At 64.7% G+C, this 15,345-nt stretch carries 18 protein-coding genes; 9 read left to right on the top strand and 9 right to left on the bottom strand.

Features of this window, described 5'->3' with window-relative positions; all coding sequences use genetic code 11:
* Positions 1-17: 17 nt before the first annotated feature.
* The 8 genes from CCR84_RS13880 to CCR84_RS13845 are packed head-to-tail and all read right to left on the bottom strand — an operon-like array spanning position 18 to position 7,556.
* Entirely contained in the window at positions 18-593 is a 576-nt protein-coding gene (locus CCR84_RS13880; RefSeq protein ID WP_201213463.1) for a type II secretion system protein GspJ, read from the bottom strand.
* Positions 590-964 (bottom strand): type II secretion system minor pseudopilin GspI, encoded by a 375-nt coding sequence (gene gspI / locus CCR84_RS13875; protein WP_201213461.1) that lies wholly within the window; start codon positions 962-964, stop codon positions 590-592. The genes CCR84_RS13880 and gspI overlap by 4 nt, the downstream gene beginning before the upstream one ends.
* Entirely contained in the window at positions 964-1,518 is a 555-nt protein-coding gene (locus tag CCR84_RS13870; RefSeq protein WP_274610836.1) for a prepilin-type N-terminal cleavage/methylation domain-containing protein, read from the bottom strand. Before CCR84_RS13870 ends, gspI begins: the two co-directional genes overlap by 1 nt.
* Positions 1,490-1,921, bottom strand: a complete 432-nt coding sequence (gene gspG, locus CCR84_RS13865) for a type II secretion system major pseudopilin GspG (RefSeq protein WP_201213457.1) — start codon at positions 1,919-1,921, stop codon at positions 1,490-1,492. The genes CCR84_RS13870 and gspG overlap by 29 nt, the downstream gene beginning before the upstream one ends.
* 8 nt (positions 1,922-1,929) lie before the next feature.
* A complete protein-coding gene (gene gspF, locus CCR84_RS13860; RefSeq protein WP_201213455.1) occupies positions 1,930-3,138 on the bottom strand; it encodes a type II secretion system inner membrane protein GspF in 1,209 nt (402 codons plus the stop codon).
* Between the two features lie 31 nt (positions 3,139-3,169).
* The gene (gspE, locus tag CCR84_RS13855) at positions 3,170-4,645 is read right to left on the bottom strand and encodes a type II secretion system ATPase GspE (RefSeq protein ID WP_201213453.1); all 1,476 of its coding nucleotides are present in this window, start codon (positions 4,643-4,645) and stop codon (positions 3,170-3,172) included.
* The gene (gspD, locus tag CCR84_RS13850) at positions 4,642-6,849 is read right to left on the bottom strand and encodes a type II secretion system secretin GspD (RefSeq protein WP_201213451.1); all 2,208 of its coding nucleotides are present in this window, start codon (positions 6,847-6,849) and stop codon (positions 4,642-4,644) included. Before gspD ends, gspE begins: the two co-directional genes overlap by 4 nt.
* Entirely contained in the window at positions 6,846-7,556 is a 711-nt protein-coding gene (locus CCR84_RS13845) for a type II secretion system protein N (RefSeq protein WP_201213450.1), read from the bottom strand. Before CCR84_RS13845 ends, gspD begins: the two co-directional genes overlap by 4 nt.
* Positions 7,557-7,630: 74 nt before the next feature.
* Between CCR84_RS13845 and bfr (CCR84_RS13840) the strand changes: the two genes are divergently transcribed.
* From bfr (CCR84_RS13840) to CCR84_RS13830, 3 genes are all read left to right on the top strand, one after another.
* A complete protein-coding gene (gene bfr / locus CCR84_RS13840) occupies positions 7,631-8,119 on the top strand; it encodes a bacterioferritin (protein WP_201213448.1) in 489 nt (162 codons plus the stop codon).
* Positions 8,120-8,129: 10 nt separating this feature from the next.
* Positions 8,130-8,609: a bacterioferritin gene (gene bfr, locus CCR84_RS13835; RefSeq protein ID WP_201213446.1), complete on the top strand. Its 480-nt coding sequence runs from the start codon at positions 8,130-8,132 to the stop codon at positions 8,607-8,609.
* Between the two features lie 186 nt (positions 8,610-8,795).
* Positions 8,796-9,014, top strand: coding sequence for a (2Fe-2S)-binding protein (locus CCR84_RS13830; protein ID WP_201213444.1), 219 nt, complete (start codon positions 8,796-8,798; stop codon positions 9,012-9,014).
* Between the two features lie 550 nt (positions 9,015-9,564).
* On the opposite strand, the gene CCR84_RS13825 is transcribed toward CCR84_RS13830, so the two are convergent.
* Positions 9,565-10,200, bottom strand: a complete 636-nt coding sequence (locus CCR84_RS13825; RefSeq protein ID WP_201213442.1) for a helix-turn-helix domain-containing protein — start codon at positions 10,198-10,200, stop codon at positions 9,565-9,567.
* Positions 10,201-10,262: 62 nt separating this feature from the next.
* On the opposite strand from CCR84_RS13825, the gene CCR84_RS13820 reads away from it, so the two are divergent.
* The 6 genes from CCR84_RS13820 to CCR84_RS13795 all read left to right on the top strand — a co-directional run bounded on the left by CCR84_RS13820 (position 10,263) and on the right by CCR84_RS13795 (position 15,036).
* Positions 10,263-10,484 carry a DNA-binding protein gene (locus CCR84_RS13820; protein WP_201213440.1) on the top strand — a complete coding sequence of 74 codons (222 nt, stop codon included), beginning with the start codon at positions 10,263-10,265 and terminating at the stop codon, positions 10,482-10,484.
* On the top strand, positions 10,477-10,686 hold the full coding sequence (locus tag CCR84_RS13815; RefSeq protein WP_201213438.1) for a hypothetical protein: 210 nt from the start codon (positions 10,477-10,479) through the stop codon (positions 10,684-10,686). The genes CCR84_RS13820 and CCR84_RS13815 overlap by 8 nt, the downstream gene beginning before the upstream one ends.
* Entirely contained in the window at positions 10,679-12,871 is a 2,193-nt protein-coding gene (locus CCR84_RS13810) for a transposase domain-containing protein (protein WP_201213436.1), read from the top strand. The genes CCR84_RS13815 and CCR84_RS13810 overlap by 8 nt, the downstream gene beginning before the upstream one ends.
* Before the next feature lie 69 nt (positions 12,872-12,940).
* Positions 12,941-13,942 (top strand): AAA family ATPase, encoded by a 1,002-nt coding sequence (locus CCR84_RS13805; RefSeq protein ID WP_201213434.1) that lies wholly within the window; start codon positions 12,941-12,943, stop codon positions 13,940-13,942.
* 23 nt (positions 13,943-13,965) lie between these two features.
* The gene (locus tag CCR84_RS13800) at positions 13,966-14,358 is read left to right on the top strand and encodes a hypothetical protein (RefSeq protein ID WP_207186294.1); all 393 of its coding nucleotides are present in this window, start codon (positions 13,966-13,968) and stop codon (positions 14,356-14,358) included.
* Between the two features lie 282 nt (positions 14,359-14,640).
* On the top strand, positions 14,641-15,036 hold the full coding sequence (locus CCR84_RS13795; RefSeq protein WP_201213430.1) for a Mor transcription activator family protein: 396 nt from the start codon (positions 14,641-14,643) through the stop codon (positions 15,034-15,036).
* The last annotated feature ends 309 nt before the right edge of the window (positions 15,037-15,345 follow it).

Genomic DNA, 15,345 nt, shown 5'->3' with positions numbered 1-15,345 from the left:
AGCGCAGGGGTGTCGCATCAGCGCAGCGCGACGATGCGCGTGAGCCGGCCGATGTCGGCCAGCTCGAGTTCGAGGATCACGGCGTCGGGAAGCGCCTCAGGCGCGTCTGCTGCAATCGGCAAGGAATCGACGCGCTTTCCCTCGTGCAGGAACGACCAGCGCAGGCCGCGCACGCCGGCGAGCAGGAGCTCGGCCTGCGGCGCGCCGACAGCGTCACGGCCAGGCCAGCGCAACCACTCCAGCCGCTCGCCGGCGAGACGGAACCCCACGCGCCGGACCCCGCGACCGGCGTCACCGCGCAGCAGCTGCAGCTCGGGGCCGGGCAGCAGCGCGAGGCCCGCTTCGGGACGTCCGCCGGCAGCGGCGTAAGGCGCGACCACCTGCAACAGGTCGGCGTCGATTCGCTGCAGGCAGCGGCTGATCGCGCGCCAGCGCGCGTAGCCGTCGTCGAGCCGGGTCTGGCTCATGCCGATCTCGCTCAGCGCGCGATAAGACATCACGCCGAGGATGGCGAAGATCGTCAGCGCGACGAGCAGCTCGATCAGCGTCAGTCCGCGCACGCGCGCCGAGCCGGGAGAATACGGCGCGCTCATCGCAGCGGCTGTACGACGAAGCCGGACAGATGCGCCAGCGCAGCGCCCTCGCTGCCGCTCCCGGCGCGGAAGACGCGGACTTCGACGCGGCGGAACAGCGGGTCCGGCGTCGCGCTGACGTCCTCCCGCCAGCGGAAGCGCTGTCCGGCCTGCAGCGCCTCGCCCTCGTTGCCTCCGGGCGGCGGGAAGGCCCGGCTCGCACGTAGTTCGGCGAGACGGTTGTCGGCGACCAGTTCGGCCAGCGTCCGCTCGCGCAGTTCGGCGGCCGAGCGCGTGGCGACGCCCATGGCGCGGAAGGCGGCGGCCAGCGCAACCGCCAGGATCGCCAGCGCGACCAGCGTCTCGAGCAGGGTGAAGCCGCGCCTCTTCATCACCCGGATCCAGGGCCGGGCAGCGCGCCCGCCGCCGGCGCCCCGGGCAGCCGCAGCTGGACCTCGCCATTGGCCCCGCCGACCAGGAGCGCCTCGCCGCGCGGCGTCGCGACGCGCAGCTCGAATTCCGGCGCCTCGGTGCCGAACAGGAGGCGGGTCGCGTTCTCCTCGCGGCTGCCGGCCACGCGCAAGCCGGCCCAGTGCAGGCCGTCGGGCAGGATCCGTTCGACGAACAGCGGCGGATCGACCAGCGGGCGCCAGCGCTCGTCGAGGTCGAGCGCGGCAAAGCGGTAGGCATCGGTGACGAACTCGACGCCGAGCGGGCGACCGCGCACCGCGGCGCGCTCGGCAGTGGCTTCGAGCACCAGGCGCAGACGCTGCAGCGCCCGCGTGTCGTCGCGCGCACGCAGGCTGTCCACGCCGAGCGTGAGCGCCGTGCTCATCACGCCGATGACGATGAGCACGACCATGACCTCGATCAGCGTGAAGCCGCCCGCCGACCGCTGCCGGCAGCGCGGGCTTCGCTCACAGGTCCCAGGAGCCGATGTCGGCATCGAAGCCCGTCCCGCCGGCCTGCCCGTCGGCGCCGTAGCTCATCACATCGACCTCGCCCCGGAGCCCCGGCTGCACGTACTGATACGGGCTGCCCCAGGGATCCTTGGGCAGCTTCTCGATGTACGACTGCCAGTTTTCGGGAATCGGCACGATCGTCGGCTTGGTGACCAGCGCCTGCAGCCCCTGTTCGTTGGTCGGATAGCGGCGGTTGTCGAGCTTGTACAGCTTCAGCGCCTGCATCAGCGAGCTGATGTCCTGCCGCGCGGCGACCACGCGCGCTTCGTCGGGGCGGCTCATCACCTTGGGAACGATCAGCGCGGCGAGGATGGCGAGGATGACGATGACGACCATCACTTCGATCAGGGTGAAGCCGCCGCGCCGGCAGAGTGCGATTGGAGACATGGTTTTCCTCATTTCATCAAGGTGTTGAGTTCGATGATCGGCTGCATGACCGCGAGCACGATGAGCAGGACGAACCCGCCCATCACCAGCAGCAGCACCGGTTCGAGCAGCGTGGTGAGGGTCGCGGTGCGGTTTTCCAGTTCGGCCTGCTGCAGGCGCGCGGCGCGTTCGAGCAGCTCGTCGAGGCGGCCGGTCGCCTCGCCGTTGGCGATCATGTGGATCAAAAGCGGCGGAAACTGGCCGCTGGTGGCGAGCGCGCGCGACAGCGGCAACCCTTCACGAACGCGCTCGGCGGCCGTGGCGACGGCCTCGGCGAGCGGCAGCCGGGTGATCACCTGGCGCCCCGCTTCCAGCGCGGCGAGCAGCGGAACGCCGCTGCCGGCGAGGATTGCCAGGGTGCTCGCGAAGCGCGTCGCATCGAGCGTGCGCAGGTGGCGACCGAGCAGCGGCAAGCGCAACAGCCAGGCGTCCCAGCGCCGCCGCAGCGCCTTCGCGCGCAGCGCCCGGCGAGCGGCGAGGAAGGCGCCGCCGAGCATCAGCAGCATCAGCCAGCCCCAAGCGCGCAGCAGATCGCTGACCACGATCAGTGAACGCGTGAGCAGCGGCAACTCCTGCCGGCCCTGCTGGAAGACCGACACCACCTGCGGGACGACGTAGGTCATCAGGCCAACGATCACCAGCAGCGCGATGGTGGCAACGATCAGCGGATAGAGCAAGGCCTGGAAGGTCTTCGCGCGCAGGGCATGCCGGCGATCGAGGTAGTCGGCGAGCTGGTTCATCACCAGCGAGAGCTCGCCGGACTTCTCGCCGGCGGCGACCGACGCGCGGTAGAGCGCGTCGAACGACTGCGGGTAGCGATCGAGCGCCGCGCGCAGGCTGTAGCCGGAGAGGATTTCGGAGCGGACGCCGGCGAGCAACTGGCGCAGGAACTCGCTTTCCGACTGCTCGATCAGCGCCGCCAGCGCCTGCTCGACGGTCAGCCCCGAAGCAAGCAGCGTTCCCCACTGGCGGGTCAGCAGCGTCAGGTCGGCTGCGCGCAGCTTGCGCCGCGATACCTTGCGCTTGCCGGCAGCTTCCTGGCCGACCGACGACACTTCCAGCGGGAAAAGCCCGCGTTCGCGCAGCAGCGCGCGCGCGGCGCGAGCGGTGTCGGCTTCAACCACGCCGGGGGTTTCCCGCCCGGCAGCGTCGAGCGCACGGTAGCGGAAGGCAGTCATGCGCGGCGATCCTCGTCGTGCAGCCGCCCGCTCACTCGCGCGTCACCCGCAAGAGTTCCTCGGCCGAGCTGATGCCGTCGGCGAGAAAGCGCAGACCGTCTTCGCGCAGGCTGCGCGCGCCCTGCGCACGCGCATGGGTACGCAGCCTGGTCTCGTCGGCAGCGGAATGGATCAGGCTGCGCAGCGAATCGTCGGCGACCATCAGTTCGTAGATGCCGGTGCGCCCGGAATAGCCGCTCCCGGCGCATTCGGCGCAGCCGGGCGCGTGCCAAAGGTGGTCTGGAAGCGAATTGCCGAGCAGCTCGCGCTCGGCGGTTGTGATTGCCTGGCGACGCCGACAGGCAGGACAGAGTTTGCGCACGAGGCGCTGCGCGAGGACGCCACGCAGGCTCGAAGCGAGCAGGAAGGGTTCGACGCCCATGTCGACCAGTCGCGTCACCGCCGACGCCGCGTCGTTGGTGTGCAGTGTCGCCAGCACCAGATGGCCGGTCAGGCTCGCCTGTACCGCGATCTGCGCGGTCTCCAGGTCGCGAATCTCGCCGATCATGATCACGTCCGGGTCCTGGCGCAGGATCGCGCGCAGCGCCTTGCCGAAAGTGAGCCCGATGCGCGCATTGACCTGCAGCTGCGCGACGCCGGGCAGGTCGTACTCGACCGGGTCCTCGACGGTGACGATGTTGCTGCTCTGCGCGTCCATCGCCTGCAGCGCGGCATAGAGCGTGGTGCTCTTGCCCGAACCGGTCGGCCCGGTGACGAGAACGATTCCGTGCGGTTCGCGCAACAGTGCAGCGAAGTACTCGACCGTATCGGCAGCCATTCCCAGCCCGTCGAGGCTGCGCTGGCTGCTGCCCTTGTCGAGCAGGCGCAGCACGATCCGCTCGCCCCAGGTGGTCGGCAAGGTCGACACGCGCACATCGACCTCGCGCCCGGCCAGGCGCAGCGAGATACGGCCGTCCTGCGGCTGCCGCTTTTCGGCGATGTCGAGGCTGGCCATGATCTTGATGCGCGAGGCCATCGCCGCGTGCAGCGCACGGTGCGGGTGCGCGACGTCGACGAGGACGCCGTCGCGCCGGAAGCGCACCAGCGAACTGTGTTCGAAAGGCTCGATGTGCACATCGCTCGCTGCCTGGCGCACCGCCTGGCTCAGGAGCGCGTTGATCATGCGGATGATCGGCGCGTCGTCCTGGGTTTCGAGAAGATCCTCGACCGCCGGCAACTCGGTCATCAGCTGGGTGAGATCGACCTCCTGACCGACGTCGGCGATGATTTCGGCGGCGTTGTCTTCGCTTCCCGAGTAGGCTTCGGCCAGCCGCGCCTGGAAGCTGGCGAGCGGAACGCAGTCGATGTTCACCGGAACAGCGAGCGTGCGCCGGACCTCGGCGAGCGCGGCAAGGCTTTCCGTGCGGAGATCATCGCGGACGAGCAGGGTCGCCTGCGTCGGCCCCTGGCTGGCGATCAGGATTCCGTGCGCCTTGGCAAAGGCGTAAGGTAGGGGCGGCCTGCTCATCGTGGAACTGCGGCATCGCCCCAGGTCGCGGCAGGCGCTTGCGCCGGATGCTCGGCGTTGTCGGCGGCGGCCGGCACAGCCGGGCGCTGGCCGGGGACGAGCGGCGGCAACTCGGCCGGGGTTTCATTGCCCGGTAGCGGGCGATTGATGGCGCGTTGCTGGCCGATCACGTAGTTGTAGCGCTCGGCCGAGATGCCCTCGCTGCTGGCCGCGTCGCGCAGGATCACCGGGCGCAGGAAAACGATCAGGTTGTTCTTGGAACGCTTGCGCGAATCGTAGCGGAACAACTGGCCGATCAGCGGGATGTCGCCGAGCAACGGCACCTTCTGCTCACTGCCGCTGAAACTGTCGTCGACCAGCCCGCCGAGCGCGATCACCGCACCGTCATCGACGAGCACGCTCGATTCGATCGAGCGCTTGCTCGTGGTCGGGCCGTTCGGGCTGGCGACCGTGGTGTCGAGGAGGTTCGAAACTTCCTGATAGATCTGCAGGCGAACCGTACCGCCTTCGGAGATCTGCGGCTTGACCTTCAGCGTCAGCCCGACGTCCTTGCGTTCGATCGTCTGGAACGGATTGCCGACGGTGCCGCTGCTGCCGCCGGTACTGGTCGTGTATTGACCGGTGACGAAAGGCAGGGTGCGGGCGACGACGATCTTGGCTTCCTCGTTGTCGAGCATCACCAGATTGGGGGTGGACAGGATGTTGGTCCTCGAATCCGTCTCCAGGAAGCGGGCGAGCACGTTGAGGCTGGGGATTTCCCTGCCGCCGACGCTGATGCTGCCGCCACCGAGCAGCAGGTTGAGTCCGGTGCCGGGAAGCGTCGGTGTGGTGCCGGAGGGCAAGGTGCCTGCGGCCAGACCGGCGGCCAGGGTGAGCAGGTTGTTGCCGCCCGTAGTGAAGTTGGTGCCACCGATGACGGTGGTCGAACCGACCCTGCCGCCGAGCCACTGGATACCGATTTCAGCCGCCTTCTCGGTCGTGATCTCGGTGATCAGGGCTTCCACATAGACCTGCGCGCGCCGCCGGTCGAGCTGGTCCACGACCCGGCGCAAGTTGTTGTAGATCGCTTCCGGCGCGGTGATGATCAACGCATTGCTGTGGGGATCGGCCTGAACGATCCCGCCACTGGCCGGCGTGAGGGGGGAAGCAGCACCCGCCAGCGAGCCGGAGAGCGTGCCGCCGGCACCGGCGAAGCTCGACTGAGCTGTCGAGCCGGCCTGCGTCATCCCGGTCGTCGTTCCCTGCGGCTGAGTCGGCGCGAAACTGCCTGCGCCCGGACTCGTCGAGGTGACCGGCGTGCCGGAGAGCACCGCGTGCAGGGTCTGCGCGACGTGCGTCGCGTCGGCATTCTTCAGGTAGATCACGTGGATGTTGTCGGCGGCACCCGGCTGGTCGAGGGTGGCGACCAGGTGACGCACGGCGTTGATGCGCGAGGGATTGTCCGAACGCACCAGGAGGCTGTTGCTGCGCGCCTCGCCGATCACCGTGATGCGCTGGCTGGCGTCGCCGGTCGCGGCAGCCGATCCCTCGTTCATCAGGCGGTTGATCGATGCAGCGAGCTCGAGTGCCGCCGCGTGCTGGAGCCGGATCACCGTTGCCTCGTGTTGCGGGACGTCGATCGCGGCGACGATCTGCGCGATGCGCCTGACGTTCTCGGCATAGTCGGTGATCACCAGCGTGTTGTTGCCGGGGTAGGCGGCCACCGTGTTGTTCGGCGACACCAGCGGCCGGACGACCGGCAGCATCTGCGCCGCAGACTCGTGCCTGAGCGTGATCACTTCGCTGACCAGACGGTCGCCGCGGCTGCGTCCCTCGCCCCGGCCGACGCTCACCGCATGCAGTTTGGCCTCGGCTTCGGGGACGATCTTCGTGAACTCCTGCCCCTCGATCGCCGCATAGCCCTGCAGGCGGAGCGCCGAAAGCAGGATCGGGTAAGTCAGTTTCGCATCGACCGGCGTCGCGGTGACGATGTTGATCGACCCCTTGACGCGTGGATCGATCACGAAATTTCGCCCCGAAATCTTCGACACTGCCTGGATGACCGCGACGATGTCTGCATTGGCGAAATTCAGCGTCACCAGTTCGGCCTTGTCGCCTGCCGCGGCGAAAGGCGCGCCGACGGCGCAGCCCACGAGCGCGATGGCGCAAGCGAGCCGACCGGCACGACGCCGAAAACGCTGGATACGCTGAAAAAGGGAATTCATTGGCTTCTGCCTGCTGCTACCGCCGGATCGGCGACGTTGGGGGATGGTACGGAATTCACTGGCGAATCCGCAGGCAGCGCGGAATCGGCTGCCGCGCCGACGCCGTCATCGCCTGCCGTAGGGACGGCGAGCGCAACGGAGAGGCGAGCGCCACCAATCGCCAGCTCGACGTGGTCGCCGACGACCTTGGCGAGGATCACACCGGGCTTGATCTCTTCCCCCTCGAGGTAAGCCTGCTGCTTGCCGTTGTCGGAAGCGATCACCGCCCAGCCCGGTCGTCCGCCTGCACCGCTCACCGCAGCCTGCAAGGTGAAGGCACTGGCCAAGGCCTGCGCCTCGGCCAGCTGGCCCTCGCTGCTGGCGATTCCCATCAGATGGCGACCGGCGATCGCCGCGCCGGCAAGCTGCGGATCGGCAGAAGAAGCGAGCGGAGCCGCGAACGGACGCGGCGTGGCAAAGCGCCAGAACAGGTCGACCGTGACCGCCGCGCCGAGCACCATGACCAGCCCCCAGGCGAACCCCGGCGCCACGCGGACGACGAGGCGCCAATCGAGCTTCGGCAAGGGGAAGTGGGCAAACGGACTCATCGGCGAATGAACCAGACGGAAATTGACTGCAAACGTCACGATTCTATCCAGATTTCGCGCAAGGAAATTCATTTGTTGTCGCCGGCACCGCCCGGTAACAGCGGCGGCGGCGCTGGACACCGGGAGCCTGCGTGCGATAATGCCATGCAGGTACCCAGGAAAGCACTGCCCCACATAGCCCAGGAGAATGAGTCATGAAAGGCGACAAGAAGATCCTCGACATCCTGAACAAGCTGCTCACCGGCGAGTTGACGGCGGTCGACCAGTATCTCACGCACGGCGAAACCTACGCCGACATGGGTCTCACCAAACTGGCGGCGAAGGCGCTGCACGAGTCCGAGCACGAACGCTTGCACGCGCGCGCGATCATCCAGCGCATCCTGTTCCTCGAAGGTACGCCCGACCTGTCGAAGCGCGAGGAAATGGAGATCGGCAAGACCGTTCCCGAAATGCTCAAGGCCGACCTCGGGCTCGAATACAAGGTTGTCGGCGATCTGAAGAAGGCGATCGCCGCGTGTGAGAAGGCGCAGGACTACGTCACCCGCGACATGCTGCTGGTGCAACTCGAAGACACCGAAGTCGACCACGCCTACTACCTCGAGAAGCAGTTGCGCCTGATCGAACTCATCGGCCTGCCGAACTACCTGCAGAGCCAGATGGACGCGGCGACGCCGGCAGACTGAGGAGCAAGGTATGAAAGGCGACAAGAAAACCATCGACGCGCTGAACAAGGTGCTGAGGAACGAACTGAGCGCGATCAACCAGTATTTCCTGCACGCGCGCATCTTCCGCAACTGGGGTCTCGAAAAACTCAACGGCTACCACTACAAGCAGTCGATCCGCGTCATGAAGGAAGCCGACGCAATCATCGAACGCGTCCTCTTCCTCGAAGGACTGCCCAACGTGCAGAGCCTCGGCAAGTTGCTGATCGGCGAGAACGTCGTCGAGTGCCTGGCGGGCGATCTGCAGCGCGAACGTGACACGCAGCGTCCGATCTTGCTAGAGGCCATCGCGCTGTGCGAGGAAGAACACGACTACGTCAGCCGCGACCTGTTGCAGGAGTTGCTCGAAGCCTGCGAGGAGACGATCGACTGGCTGGAAACACAACTCGCCCTGATCGACGACGTGAGCTTGCCCAACTACCTGCAGGCGCACATCGGGGACGACGACTGAGCGGCCCGCAGCGGCGAAATTCGGGGATGGACGGCGAGTCCGGCATTCGCGGCAACGAACGCCGGCCGCTGCTTGCCGACTGCAGGTCGAGGGCAATCCACTCGCTCCTTGCAAGCGCTTGACAGTCGGCCAGACAAGTCTATTATGGGAATTATTCTCATTAAAAGCAGCCCGTGGAGGCTCCCGATGTACGTCTGCGTGTGCAAGGCGGTGACCGAAAGAAATATCCGGGAAGCAGCCCTGGCCGGCGCGCGCCGGCTCAAGGATCTGCGCCGCGAACTCGGCGTCACCAGCGACTGCGGCCTGTGCGCCGCTTCCGCGCAAGCGTGCCTGCGCGAGGCCCGCAAGGCCGGAGCCCCCGTCCAGAGCACGCCGACGCACTCGGCACAGGGTGACTGCCACTGAGCAGGACCTCAACGCCGATCCGACAACGGGAGCCTCGGGCTCCCGTTTTTCATGGCGGCGGCGTCGCCCCGGAAAACGCCCGGGCTTCATGCCGGCGTTGCTGTGAGGGGGGTGTTCATTCTGACACTGGCAGGACCAGACGACCGGCCCGCGAAGAAGGCGAGAAACCCAAGCGCCGCAAGGGATTGACGGGACGACGGCGAAAAACGGATGCCCCCGGAAAAACGCGCGGGAATGGAAAAAAAGCCCCGCCGAGTGAACAGAAACCTGACACATGCAGACGGCGAATAGACAGGAACGAACGGGCGCCATGCGGAAGCCCGGTTTTTTCGTCCGGCGCTGCCGCTGAAGCCCTAAAGCGGGGCGCCGGAGAACCGGCAGCCGCAGCGCCGCGACGATTTGCCGACCGTGCCAAATATCGTGAGAATCGACGCGGCAGGCTTAACGCGCGCCGACCTGGGCGCGCTTCCTGGTTGAACGCAAGCCGGAGCCGGCCTGGTGGCTTTTTCGACCGTCGCCGGTTCGACCTGGGCGCCCTTCCTGGTTGAACTCAGCCCGCCGCCAGTTTGACGGCTTCTTCGATCATCGCCGGGTCGACCTTGCCGCTGGCTTTGAAGGAGCGGTAAAGCATCGCCGCCGCCTGGGCTCTCTTCGTCGGGGGTACGCTGGCTTCGAGACCAGACAAGGCCGCGTCAATTCCTTCAAGAATGGCGGTCAGCAAAGCTACATCAATGCTTTCCGGACGATGAGTGACCTGAGCGCCCGTCTTGGCTGGATGAAGTGCACACGCTTGACAATATTCATACCAAGGCCCGAGAGGACCGCCGATCCCTTCGCCCTTCCACAACTGCCGCATCTTTACGCCTGTAGCCATATCACGACACTCGTCAATCGTGATTGGCTTGACGATTCGCCCTTCTCCGCCTGTACCCATTCGAGCGGAGAAAGGGCAGTCCACGACCTGGCCGGGGCTGATGTCGAACAGAACGCGATTCACGTCGACGCCTAAGCGACGGATGGATTCCAGATAGGCCGCGTCTGGATTCCGCTCCGATTTTTCGTAGCGTTTCTGGGTACTTAGCGACACACCAGCCGCCAAAGCAAACGCGCTCTGGCTCAACCCTAGGCGCTTTCTCTCATCGAAAATTCTTTGCCCGATGCTCGATCGACCTGTTGACTGGCTCATTTTGGACCTCTAAAATAGGTTCCGTTTGGAACCGTTTTGAACTGTTTTGAAAGGGGTTGAACATGAAGCAAGCAGCCACGCGAACAGCGCAGCAAGTCCGGGAAGAGTTCTTACGCAAGGGTATCAGCATAGCCAGTTGGGCGCGCAAGAACGGTCTTTCTCCTGCGACTGTAAGCCAAGTCATGACCGGAAAGAACGACGCCAGCCGTGGTCAAGGCCACAAGATCGCCGTCATGCTTGGCCTGAAGGACGGCGAAATCATCGAAGGTGGCGACCATGAGTGAACGCTTCCTGGTGCAATGCACCGCCGACCGTTACGGGCGCCTCGTTGGGCGCTGGGTCGCTGCCCTGTCCACTACCGGCGCCGTGGTCGCTCACAAGATCGAGCGCGCGGCCAACTACGACAGCCGCGACGCCGCCGCACGCATCGCGGCCCGCATGAGCAAGAAGTTTTCCGGCACGACCTGGGAGGCTTTCCATGCCTGAAACGAGGGAAACCAAACCTGACACAGCCCCGGACATTGCCGCCAGTGCAGGTTCCTGCGCGGCAATCGAACGCGAGACGCAAGAAACCATTGCCGCCTCAGTGGATAGTCATGTAGATCAGCACCTTACAGACGAAATCCGCTCTGACAGTTGCCCTGCATCCTCTGGCGGGACGCGGCAATCGAATGACAAGCGCAGAGCGCCGGAAGTATGGCTATCGACCGCCCGCGCCAGTGCCTTGTCCGGCATCCCAGACAGGACGCTGCGCGACCAGTGCGCCAAGGGAAAGCTCGTCACCCGCGCCGGCCCGAAAGACGCCCTGGGGCGTGCCGAGTACGAAATCCTTCTCGACTCCCTGCCGCCGCAAGCCCAAGCCGCCTACTACGTCGAACGCCAGAAGGCCGCCGGGGTTCGCCCTGATCCGCTGCAAGTTCCCGACGCCGAGCGCGAAACGCTCGCAGCCAAGTATGAGGCCGCATCCGAAACGAGCAAGCGCCGGGCGCAGCACGCCCTTGCCGCGTTGCTCGCCTTCGTGAAGCTGCGTGACGCCGGATGCGGGCTGATGAAGGCTTACGAGACGATCCAGACCGACTACGGGGTATCGCGTAACACCCTGAAAAAATACGTCGCGTCGACCGAACGCTTCGACCGTGCCGACTGGCTGCTGCGCCTGCTGCCCGATTACACCGGCAACGGCGGAAGCCAGCGCATCGACTGGCATCGTGACGCCTGGGACTTCTTCATTGAACGCGCCTTGGTGCCGCGCGCGAAGGTCGGCATCGCCTACCGGCAGACGGTGGAAGAGGGACTGCGCCAAGGCTGGCCGAAGCTGCCGAACATCAAGGCCGCGCGGCAGGCGATCGAGGATTTTCCACAGACGGTGGTGGACCTGGTCAAGGAAGGCCCGACCGCGTTAAAGCGGCGGGCGCCAACCGTGGAGCGCGACTATACGGCATATGCGCTGCATGAAGTCTGGAGTCCGGACGGGCGCAAGCTCGACCTTGCCGTTTGCGACACTGAAGGACGGTTTGGGCAGAAAGGCCGCTTGCTGCGCTTGTGGCTCTATGCCTTCCTGGAGGTTCGGACGCGCTACTTCGTCGGCTACGCTATCGGCAGCACCCTAAATGCCGACCTGGTGCGCGCCGCCTTCCTGGATGCCCTCCGCACCACGGACAGGGTTGTTCCTCAGCGCATTGCACCGGACAACGGGATGGAGGTTGCCACCAAGGAACACACCGGGGGCACACCGTGGCGCCGCCGGGGCAAGGTACGCGACGGGGAAATGATCGGAACCTTTCCGCAGCTTGGAATTGAAGTTGAATGGGCAACGGTTGCGCACGGACAAGCGAAGCCGGTAGAGCGTGCCTTCAGAACGCTGAAGGAGAACATGGAAACCCGCCCCGAGTTTCGCGGAGCCTACCTGGGCAGCAACGCGCCAGACCGCCCGGAAGAGTTCGAACGCAGCAAGGCTGTTCCGGTTGAGCTGGTCGAAAAACTCTTCCGCGAGGTACTCGATTCCTACCATCGCCGGCCGCATCGCGGACACGGCATGAACGGGAAAAGCCCCGCGTTGCTATACAGCGAGTTGATGAGCGAGCCGGGCTATGTTCCCCGCCGGATAACGGAGAGTCAGCGTCGCATGTGCGCGCTGTCGCGTACCGAAATCACGATCCGCGCGGATGGTTCGTTCACGATCCACGGCGCGCGCTACTACTCGCCCCGGACGGCTGAACTTGCCAGGGGGCGCGGCTACTGGGCGACCTACAACCCGAACGACCTTGCCGAGCCTGTCACCGTCTATCGAGGCGAAACGAAGAAGGCCGAAGGCGTCAAGCAGATCGAGCGGACGCCGGGCAATTCCAAGGAGGCGGCGGCCCGCATCATGAAGGAACGGGCGAGATTCAACAAAGCCACCAAGGCGCAAGCGGAGGCACTTGGCGCCATCCAGTCGGCGCGCGGCGGCCATATCGCCAGGCTGACCGCCGAGAAGTTCCCCGAAGCCATCGACAAGGAAACGGGCGAGATTCTGCCCGTCGGGAAGGTTGTCCAGATGGTGCAAAACCGCGTCAGCCCTGGGAAGCAAACGACGCCGCCCGACCCGGACCAAGAAGCCAAGCGCGCGAAGCTCAGGCAAGAGCTTGAAGAGATCGAAGCCGCCGAACTCCGCAAGCTCGCCGCACGTTGAAGAAAAAAGGCTTGGGATGCGCCACGCCCCCCAAGCCACAGACAACCAAAAAACGGGAAGGAAGTATAAATGAACGCGACCGCAAAAGCACGAGACACCTTTGAAGCGCCTGAAGTTCAGGGACTCCGCACCTACGTGGACGACATGATCGGCGCGCGCGTGCCAATGTCCCGCATTGCCGTTGAAGCCGGCGTTGCCGTTACTCGGCTGAAGCTCTGGCACGCCGGCAACGAAGACCCGGAAATCATCGCCCCGCTTGAAGCATGGCGCGCAGAAACCGAAGCGGCAGGCATGGTGGACGCCGGGCATGTGATGACGCCCACGGCGCGCGAGATCGTTAAAGCCTTCGACCGGGCGAGAGCGCCGAAAGGGGGGGCGGCCAATCTGGATGGCGACGTGATCCAGCAGCGCGGTATCGCGCTGATTTTCGGCGCTTCCGCAGTCGGCAAAACGGCTACTGCGGAATGGTACGAACGCCAGCAAAACAGCCTGCGCGTTCCTGGGGTTTGGCCTACCGTGTTGGTGCGCTGCACCGGAGAAGAAAAGAGCCTGCACGCGGTGCACAGCGCGATCATCCGCAGCATGGAGCGGCGCGGCTTTTACCTGCAACCCCATTCAAAGCTTCGGGATTCCATCCTCGATCACGTCCCGCAAGGCGGACTGATTATCTTCGACGAGGCGCAGCTACTGCATGCAAAGCGGATGGATGAGCTGCGTTACTTTCCCGATAAATGCGGCATCGCTATTGCCTTCATGGGCAATCTGACGGGCTACAAGGAACTGATCGACGCGAAGATGGCGCAGATGATGAGCCGAGTGGGCGGATCAAGAGTGGTTATCGACATCCCGAAGGAAGGCGACGTGGACGCGCTTCTCGACGCTTGGGAGATGCGCGGTAGGAAGCTGCGCGAACTCGCCTTGATGATCGGCTTGCAGGATGGCGGATTGCGCAAGCTGCACGACGCCGTGAGCATGGCGGGAAAACTCGCCCATGCCAAAGGCAAGCCGGTTGACTTTGAAGCGTTCGAGGTGGCTGCGGAGGTGGTTGGCGCCTTGGCGGGTGCAGCATGAGTAGATCAAGCGAGTATGAAGTAATGAAGGAGCGGATTGCTCGACTTATGGCGCAAGAGTTCCGCGATGACAAGCAAAGCCCGAAAGCGCGACTGACCCTGATCGCCAACAACAACCAAGAAACGGAGAATGACACCATGAACCCCCAGCAAGTGAACGCCGCCCCGCTGATGACTGAAGATGAGCTTGAACAGATGCAGCGCAATCTTGAGCTTGTCGTGCTTGCAAGTGACGCGCTCGCCGGCATCGGCGCAATGCTTTTCCCGGAAGGCAATGCAGCGGATGAGCAGATGAACATGACCCGCCGCAGCGAGGCGTCAGCCGTCTTCACGTTCCTTGGCAAAGCCCTTTATCAGCCGACGCGCGATCTTGAGCACCACGCCGGGCGAGTCATTACGCGGGCCATGGCAAGGTAGCCGAACACCCGCGCGGCGAAGCCCGCGCCGCCAACACTCTGAAACGCCCTGCGCAGCCCGCAGGGCGTTTTTCTTTGGAAGGTGGCGCATCCGTATCACCAAGAGGCCAGCAACGCGGCAGAGCGCCGGATAACGCGCTTTTAACGCTATCGCCAGAGGTGCGCATGTTCCAGATTCGCGGCGCTCGCTCCGACGCTTACCGATGGCGTGAAAGGCTTCACTAGCCTTAACCGACGCGCGCGCGCGTAACTTGTGAAGCGTTTCAGCCGGCGAAGGAAACCAATGAGAAATCTTCCCAGATCAATGCAAGAGCTTGCGCTCCATGTCGGCCTGCCGGCAACTATTGCAATCGTGCGCGAGTATGGCGGGCGAGAACTCATGGTTCCGATGGGGCGGAAAGTCCACCAGCAATGCCCCATCTATTCGCGCCTGATTGAAATCATGGGGGCTTACCCTGCCAAGCGGTTTATGGCGGTCTATGGTGGCGAGCGCATGACGATTCCACGCTGCGCGGCCGCCTTACGCGATGAACGAGACCTGCGCATCATCGCCGAAGCGGATGCAGGGCGGACGGTCGCGCAACTGGCAAAGGATTACGGAATGACGACGAGGAACATATTCAACATTCTTAAACGCTCGCCGGCAGCCAAAGTGCAAGGGCTGGAAGCCGAAGGGTAAAGTTCATGACTGCAAGACTCTTTGAGATTTTCCGGGCTGGCACGCATACGACCATGAGCGGAGAGCTCATAACGTTCTCGGACAACGACTTGCAAAAGATCGCATTTACCTATCCCTGGCGTAATGAGACTAGGGAAACGCTGAATAAAGCGCCAATCTGAGCCGGTGAGCCTCGCAAATTTCGCGATTGCCTATTTTTTAAGCAAATTATCGGTCAATTTTCCGATTTTTCCCCCTGAATCCGTGCTTTTCAGCCCTTTTTCGCCCCATTTCCCGCGCTCAGGACGCAATTTGCCCGTCGAGCGCCAT

The organism is Rhodocyclus purpureus (assembly GCF_016653115.1).
GTDB classification, from domain to species: domain Bacteria; phylum Pseudomonadota; class Gammaproteobacteria; order Burkholderiales; family Rhodocyclaceae; genus Rhodocyclus; species Rhodocyclus purpureus.
This window is presented reverse-complemented; position numbering and strand designations above follow the sequence as displayed.

What these genes read in the sequence shown, in the direction of transcription:
- gspD (WP_201213451.1), bottom strand. Translation starts at nt 6,849, where the DNA reads ATGAATTCCCTTTTTCAGCGTATCCAGCGTTTTCGGCGTCGTGCCGGT.
- CCR84_RS13820 (WP_201213440.1), top strand. Translation starts at nt 10,263, where the DNA reads ATGAAGCAAGCAGCCACGCGAACAGCGCAGCAAGTCCGGGAAGAGTTC.
- gspI (WP_201213461.1), bottom strand. Translation starts at nt 964, where the DNA reads ATGAAGAGGCGCGGCTTCACCCTGCTCGAGACGCTGGTCGCGCTGGCG.
- CCR84_RS13825 (WP_201213442.1), bottom strand. Translation starts at nt 10,200, where the DNA reads ATGAGCCAGTCAACAGGTCGATCGAGCATCGGGCAAAGAATTTTCGAT.
- CCR84_RS13870 (WP_274610836.1), bottom strand. Translation starts at nt 1,518, where the DNA reads ATGCCGACATCGGCTCCTGGGACCTGTGAGCGAAGCCCGCGCTGCCGG.
- CCR84_RS13815 (WP_201213438.1), top strand. Translation starts at nt 10,477, where the DNA reads ATGAGTGAACGCTTCCTGGTGCAATGCACCGCCGACCGTTACGGGCGC.
- gspE (WP_201213453.1), bottom strand. Translation starts at nt 4,645, where the DNA reads ATGAGCAGGCCGCCCCTACCTTACGCCTTTGCCAAGGCGCACGGAATC.
- gspF (WP_201213455.1), bottom strand. Translation starts at nt 3,138, where the DNA reads ATGACTGCCTTCCGCTACCGTGCGCTCGACGCTGCCGGGCGGGAAACC.
- CCR84_RS13880 (WP_201213463.1), bottom strand. Translation starts at nt 593, where the DNA reads ATGAGCGCGCCGTATTCTCCCGGCTCGGCGCGCGTGCGCGGACTGACG.
- CCR84_RS13800 (WP_207186294.1), top strand. Translation starts at nt 13,966, where the DNA reads ATGAAGGAGCGGATTGCTCGACTTATGGCGCAAGAGTTCCGCGATGAC.
- gspG (WP_201213457.1), bottom strand. Translation starts at nt 1,921, where the DNA reads ATGTCTCCAATCGCACTCTGCCGGCGCGGCGGCTTCACCCTGATCGAA.
- CCR84_RS13805 (WP_201213434.1), top strand. Translation starts at nt 12,941, where the DNA reads ATGAACGCGACCGCAAAAGCACGAGACACCTTTGAAGCGCCTGAAGTT.
- bfr (WP_201213448.1), top strand. Translation starts at nt 7,631, where the DNA reads ATGAAAGGCGACAAGAAGATCCTCGACATCCTGAACAAGCTGCTCACC.
- CCR84_RS13810 (WP_201213436.1), top strand. Translation starts at nt 10,679, where the DNA reads ATGCCTGAAACGAGGGAAACCAAACCTGACACAGCCCCGGACATTGCC.
- CCR84_RS13830 (WP_201213444.1), top strand. Translation starts at nt 8,796, where the DNA reads ATGTACGTCTGCGTGTGCAAGGCGGTGACCGAAAGAAATATCCGGGAA.
- CCR84_RS13795 (WP_201213430.1), top strand. Translation starts at nt 14,641, where the DNA reads ATGAGAAATCTTCCCAGATCAATGCAAGAGCTTGCGCTCCATGTCGGC.
- bfr (WP_201213446.1), top strand. Translation starts at nt 8,130, where the DNA reads ATGAAAGGCGACAAGAAAACCATCGACGCGCTGAACAAGGTGCTGAGG.